Source organism: Staphylococcus sp. EG-SA-15 (assembly GCF_017151895.1).
Taxonomy (GTDB): domain Bacteria; phylum Bacillota; class Bacilli; order Staphylococcales; family Staphylococcaceae; genus Staphylococcus; species Staphylococcus aureus.
The window spans coordinates 1-227 of sequence record NZ_JACVZN010000187.1 but is presented as its reverse complement, the minus strand read 5'-3'; the positions used below and the strand labels follow the sequence as shown (position 1 = coordinate 227).

Annotated in this window: 1 protein-coding gene; it reads right to left on the bottom strand. The window is 34.8% G+C overall.

Features of this window, described 5'->3' with window-relative positions; translation table 11 throughout:
• Window positions 1-227 (bottom strand): DDE-type integrase/transposase/recombinase (locus IDG64_RS15015; RefSeq protein WP_169416943.1); only part of this gene is annotated, 227 nt, incomplete at both ends.

Here is a 227-nt window from a genome sequence, read left to right as displayed (position 1 = left end):
ATATGACGGTGATCTTGCTCAATGAGGTTATTCAGATATTTCGATGTACAATGACAGTCAGGTTTAAGTTTAAAAGCTTTAATTATTTTAGCCATTGCTGCCTTCGTTGAAGGTGCCTGATCTGTAATTACCTTTTGAGGTTTACCAAATTGTTTAATGAGACGTTTGATAAACGCATATGCTGAATGATTATCTCGTTGCTTACGCAACCAAATATCTAATGTATG